Annotated in this window: 5 protein-coding genes; 2 read left to right on the top strand and 3 right to left on the bottom strand. The window is 65.3% G+C overall.

Annotated features, from left to right (window positions below):
- Positions 1-184: 184 nt before the first annotated feature.
- Positions 185-1000 (bottom strand): SDR family oxidoreductase, encoded by an 816-nt coding sequence (locus ACVOMF_RS20375; RefSeq protein WP_481510890.1) that lies wholly within the window; start codon positions 998-1000, stop codon positions 185-187.
- 142 nt (positions 1001-1142) lie between these two features.
- Here ACVOMF_RS20375 and ACVOMF_RS20370 point away from each other — a divergent pair, with 142 nt between their 5' ends.
- Positions 1143-1823: a hypothetical protein gene (locus ACVOMF_RS20370; protein ID WP_481510889.1), complete on the top strand. Its 681-nt coding sequence runs from the start codon at positions 1143-1145 to the stop codon at positions 1821-1823.
- 60 nt (positions 1824-1883) lie between these two features.
- Here the strand turns inward: ACVOMF_RS20370 and ACVOMF_RS20365 are convergent, their stop codons facing one another.
- Together ACVOMF_RS20365 and ACVOMF_RS20360 are read right to left on the bottom strand one after the other, a co-directional pair.
- A complete protein-coding gene (locus ACVOMF_RS20365) occupies positions 1884-2426 on the bottom strand; it encodes a DUF2867 domain-containing protein (RefSeq protein WP_481510888.1) in 543 nt (180 codons plus the stop codon).
- The gene (locus tag ACVOMF_RS20360) at positions 2423-3085 is read right to left on the bottom strand and encodes a protein kinase family protein (RefSeq protein WP_481510887.1); all 663 of its coding nucleotides are present in this window, start codon (positions 3083-3085) and stop codon (positions 2423-2425) included. The genes ACVOMF_RS20365 and ACVOMF_RS20360 overlap by 4 nt, the downstream gene beginning before the upstream one ends.
- A 126-nt stretch (positions 3086-3211) precedes the next feature.
- Between ACVOMF_RS20360 and ACVOMF_RS20355 the strand changes: the two genes are divergently transcribed.
- Positions 3212-5215, top strand: coding sequence for a bifunctional DedA family/phosphatase PAP2 family protein (locus ACVOMF_RS20355; protein WP_481510886.1), 2004 nt, complete (start codon positions 3212-3214; stop codon positions 5213-5215).
- The last annotated feature ends 108 nt before the right edge of the window (positions 5216-5323 follow it).

Here is a 5323-nt window from a genome sequence, read left to right as displayed (position 1 = left end):
ATGCTCGGCAGGGGCCTTATCGTAAATCCTGCTGCCGAGCATGGCTCGGCACTACAGGTGGGCTCTACCGGTAAAGCCTCTGCCGAGCATGGCTCGGCACTACAGGTGAGGCTTTAACGGGAAAGCCCCTTGCCGAGCATGGCTCGGCGCTACAGTTGAAGCGTTCCCGCCTTGGGGAAAGCAATCAGAGAAACAGATCCGGCATCAGCGGACGCGACGGGTCCACCGCATAACCCGACAGATCAGTGATGCCCGCCTCCGCCAGTACTTCGTCATCCAACAGGAACTGCCCGCTGAAGCCAGCCGCGGTACGGGTCAGCACAGCGTGCGCGGCGTCGGCCATGATCTCCGGCTTGCGGCAGCCGCCCACATCCACGCCCGGAATCATGTTGATCGCGTCGGTGGCGATCACCGTGCGCGGCCACAGCGCATTGACTGCAACGCCTTGACGACCAAACTCAGCCGCCAGGCCCAGGGTGACGAAGCTCATCCCCATCTTGGCCAGCGTGTAGCCGGTATGCGGGCCCCACCACTTCGGGTCGAGGCTGGGCGGCGGCGCAAGGGTGAGGATGTGCGGGTTCGGCGCCTGCAGCAGATGCGGCAGGCAGGCCTGTGCGCACAGGAAGCTGCCGCGTGAATTGACCTGCTGCATCAGGTCGAAGCGCTTCATCGGCGTATCCAGTGTGCCGCGCAACCAGATCGCCGAGGCGTTGTTGACCAGGATGTCGATGCCACCAAAGGTATCCACGGTTGCAGCCACTGCCGCATTGACCTGGTCTTCTTCGCGGATGTCGCACTTCAGCGCCAGACCCTGTCCGCCAGCGGCGTTGACGGCCTCGGCAGCAGTATGGATGGTGCCCGGCAGCTTGGGATTGGCGACCGCCGATTTGGCGGCGATGGCGACGTTGGCGCCATCGCGTGCAGCACGCAGGGCGATGGCCAGACCGATGCCGCGCGAGGCACCGGTGATGAAAAGGGTCTTGCCTTGCAGGCTGCTCATGCGCACTCCGGGACCGGTAAGAAAGCAAACCGCATTATGCCGATACCAGCACCCACGCACAGTCCTGCGGTTTGCTGAAGGTTCGACACTCAGGGTTCATATGTCTTGCCGATACTGGTGCGATATCGCGCAAGGACTCCCGATGAAAACACTGTACCTGTCTGCTCCGCTGCTGCTCGCCCTTGGGCTTGTGGCCTGCCAGAAGCCACATTCCGCTACCGAAGTACCTGCGGCCAAAATTGATGGCGATGTCACCGCGCAGACCACTGGCCTGGGCGAACAAGCCGCCCGAATCGGTCCCGACTCAGTATGGACAGGCTCGACCGAGTCCTGTCGTACCGACGCAGCAGCCGACAACTGCCTGCTGCAGGTGATGCGCAGCAGCGGTGCTTCGCCGGCGGCGTTGACAGCTGCCAGCACCTTGTCCGCGCAAGGCAAGCCCGGCTATGTCAGCGCATGGCGCGACGTCGAAGGCATCGGCGTGGCTACGCTGGAATTCCCGTTCCGCGCCAATACCAACGAAGGCACCTGGCTGGTGGATGCCAATGGTCAAGCCATCGACGTGGACGAAGAAGTGCTGGATGACACGGCACGCGGCTCGGATGCCTACAAAGCGTTCGCCAGCAGACACCCCGACTCCGGCCCGTTCGCACCTGCGCTGGCTGCCGGCACTGAAGCGCTACCCGATGGCGGTGTGCGCCTGCGGTTCACCACGCCACTGCGCAGTTGCCATGCCTGTGCCGACGATGGGCAGGTGACCATCGGATACGACTTCGACAGCAAGCGCAGCTTCAAAGGCAAGCAGTTGATCGAACTGCGCTGAATCTACGCGGATCAGCCGTTATTGCAGCGCCAGCACTGCACTCGGCGCGGGCTCTGCAACTCAATCCCGTCCGGGCGTCACCATGCGCCGCGCATAGCGCTCCAGCAGGCGCGGCACGATGAGCCGGTGCAACGGCGCCACCGGCACCATGTACAGTCGGCCGAACGGCCTGTGCAGGTGAACCACGGTGCTCACCTGCAGCTGGCAGCTGTCATGGCCGGGGCCAAGCTCTACTGACAGTTCGACGCGCAGATGACGGTCGCTATCGCCCAGTACCACGCCATCGGCCATCAGCGCCCGCACGGTGAATATCCCGAGCCTGTCGCCAACCACCAGCCCTTCCGGTGCATGCACCGGCACGCTGCGGATCGCGCCCAGGTGCTTCATTCCCAGCAGACGCATTCCGGCATTGCGCAGCCGCATCAGGCCATCGAACCAGGCCGGCACCTGCCGGGCGATATCCAGATAGGCCTGTACGGCACTGTCCGGCCGGCGTACCAGGTTGATCCGCGAGGCATGTGCGAAATGACTGCCTGGCAGCCGCGGGTGCAGCAACGCGTCGGCGGTGATCCCGACCTCGCGTGCCCGCACACCACTGCTCAAGGCTTTGGCCCCTGCCCTTCGTTATCTTCCCAATGCAGGATACGGCGGGTGACGAAGCGGTAGACCGGCTTGCCGGTGGCAAACCACAACTCGCGGACCCACGAGTGCCGCTTGAGCAGGCGCAGCTCCACCGGCGTCAGCGCCTGCCGGCAGTACATGCGCTTGTGCTTGAGCAGATGGCGCAGGTCTTCGCGGGCCAGCAAGCGCATCCAGCGTGAGCGCGGGTTGCCACATACCGCCAGCTGGAAGTCGATCAGCGCCGGCGAGCCGTCCTCACGCACCAGCCAGTTCGCTTCCTTGGCCAGGTCGTTGTGGGCGATGCCGTGCCGGTGCACGCGTTGCAGCAGGCGCCGCGCGGCACGGAAGTACGCCAGGTCACCATGCGGCGGACGCTGATACATGGCCGCGCCCTCCATATAGCTGCGGTCCAGCCAGTGCCCATCCCAGGCCAGCAGCCGCGGCGTCGCCTCCATGCCATCGAGCTTGGCCAGCGCGCGGGCTTCGCGCCGCGCCAGCCACCAGGCAGGCAGACGCAACCACAAGGGCGTCGCGCCCAGGTCGCGGCGCACGAAGCGCCCTTGCGGGCTTTCGATCAACAGGATTCGTCCGAAGCTGTCAGCTTTCAGCGCGGTGACAGGTTCGCGGGCAAAGTCAGTCATGCCAGCATTCTAGTCGCCCGCGCGCCATTCACTGAGCGCCATCGCAGGTGAACGAGCACACCAGCGATCCACTGAACCTCTGCCGCTGCCATCGGTCTGACTCGGGCTTCCCTTTATAATCGGCCGATGAATTCTTCCTGGATCGACGCCACGCTTGCGTGGATCGCCGCCAATCCCGTCCTTGCTGGCCTGGCGATCTTCGCCATCGCCTTCTGCGATGCCGTGATCATTCTCGGCGCCATCGTGCCGGCATTGCCGCTGATGATCGCGGTAGGTGTATTGATCGGCATGGGCGAGTTGTCCGGCCCGTATGCGGTGATATGCGCCACCTTGGGTGCCTTTGCCGGCGACGGCTTGAGCTATTGGGTGGGCCGCCGCTGGGGTGACCGCCTGCGTGGCGTGTGGCCGTTCAGCCGTTACCCACAGCTGCTGGACCGTGGCGAAGTCATGTTCCGCCGCAATGCCTTCAAGAGCATCCTGATCGCCCGCTACGTGGGTGCGATCCGGCCATTTGTCCCGGCCATCGCCGGCATGGCGAATATGCGCTTCACCAGCTACCTCAAGGCCAGTGGCCTGGCCTGCCTGTCCTGGGCGATCCTGTTCCTGCTGCCTGGCTGGGCGCTCGGCCAGGCCTATGATGCGGTGGCCGCAGTTGCCGGCCGCCTGTTCTTGGTGGTTGCCTTGTTGGGCACCCTGCTGGGCCTGGTCTGGGCAATCGTGCTCTATAGCTACCGCTGGTCGGCGACACGCATGGATGGCTGGCTGGCACGTCTGCTCGCCTGGTCGCACCGCCACCCGCGCTTCATCGGCCACTCGCTGAGTGATCTGTTCGACCCCAAACGCCGCGAGTCGGTGCCGCTGGCCATGCTTGCGCTGATGCTACTGGTGCTGGGCTGGGGCTGGTTTGCACTGTTGATGGTGGTGGTCGGCCACGGCGAGCCGCTGGCCTTGGACCTGGCCGTGCACCGTTTGATGCTGGCCCTGCGCAATCCGCTAGCCGACTACCCGATGGCCGCGCTGGCTTCGCTGGGCGACTGGCAGGTGCTGTTGCCCGCCATCGCTGCAGGCATGGGTTACCTGGCCTGGCGGCGGCGCTGGATGGCGGTCTTCCATTGGCTGGCGGCGCTGGCCTTCGGCCTGGCACTGACCAAGCTGCTGGGTGCCACCGTCGACGTGGTGCGACCTCCGGCCGCCAGCAGCGGCTTTGGCTTCCCGTCGGTGGCGGTGACCATGGCCACCATCACCTTCGGCTTCTTTGCCGTGCTGATCGGCCGCGAACTGCCGGGGCGTACCCGCGTCTGGCCCTACCTGCTGTCCGGCGCGGTGGTCACGGTGATTGGCTTTGCCCGCATCTATCTGGGTGCGCACTGGCTCAGCGACGTGATCGGCGGCATGTTGTTCGGCGTGTTCTGGCTGCTGGTGTTGGGCGTGGCCTATCGCCGCCGCTTCAACCGCTCGTTCTGGGTCAAGCCGGTGGCATGGCTGTTCTATGGCGTATTCGTGATTGCCGGGCTTTGGTATGCGCCGCGCAATGTGCCAGCCAAGCTGGCCAAGTTCGAGCCTGCGGCAGCTAGCATCGTGCAGATGGACGCCTCGCATTGGTGGCAGGACGGTTGGCACCAGCTGCCCGCGCGCCGCAACGATTTCGACGACGATCAGCGCTGGCCGCTGGACGTACAGGTTGCTGGCCCGTTGCCGGCCCTGCAGCAGCAGCTCGAACGCAATGGCTGGACCCGGCAGACCCAGGCTGGCTGGCAGCAGGCACTGATGATGCTGGACATGAAGGCCACACCGCAGCAGGTGCCGGTACTGCCGGCAACGCTGGATACCAACGTCGAGGCGCTGTTGATGCTGCATCCGGGCGCGCGTCCGGATGAAATCCATGCACTGCGGCTGTGGCCGTCCACCGTCCAACTGCAACCTGGGCAAGCACCGGTATGGCTGGGCAGCGCTCAGACCCTGCGTTACCAGCGGCACCTGAAACTGTTCGGCATGTGGCGGCCGTTGCGCGGCGTTGACCCGGCGCTGGACACGCTCAAGCAATCGCTGGATGGCCTGCAAACCCAGCAACAGGTGCAGCCGGAGACGGGTTTGCCGTTGTTGATGATCCGCGCCGAGCCAACACCGTAAGGACGCAGTAGTGGGGGGGGGGGGGGGGGGGGCCGCCGGGCGGGGGCGGGCGCGCACCACCCAACCCACCCGCCCCCAACCCCAAGGCACCCGCAGCACACGAGAGAC

This window comes from Stenotrophomonas sp. STEN022 (assembly GCF_056760155.1).
The sequence above is the reverse complement of the archived record's forward strand: the minus strand, read 5'-3'. Positions and strand labels throughout refer to the sequence as shown.

What these genes read in the sequence shown, in the direction of transcription:
- ACVOMF_RS20360 (WP_481510887.1), bottom strand. Translation starts at nt 3,085, where the DNA reads ATGACTGACTTTGCCCGCGAACCTGTCACCGCGCTGAAAGCTGACAGC.
- ACVOMF_RS20370 (WP_481510889.1), top strand. Translation starts at nt 1,143, where the DNA reads ATGAAAACACTGTACCTGTCTGCTCCGCTGCTGCTCGCCCTTGGGCTT.
- ACVOMF_RS20355 (WP_481510886.1), top strand. Translation starts at nt 3,212, where the DNA reads ATGAATTCTTCCTGGATCGACGCCACGCTTGCGTGGATCGCCGCCAAT.
- ACVOMF_RS20375 (WP_481510890.1), bottom strand. Translation starts at nt 1,000, where the DNA reads ATGAGCAGCCTGCAAGGCAAGACCCTTTTCATCACCGGTGCCTCGCGC.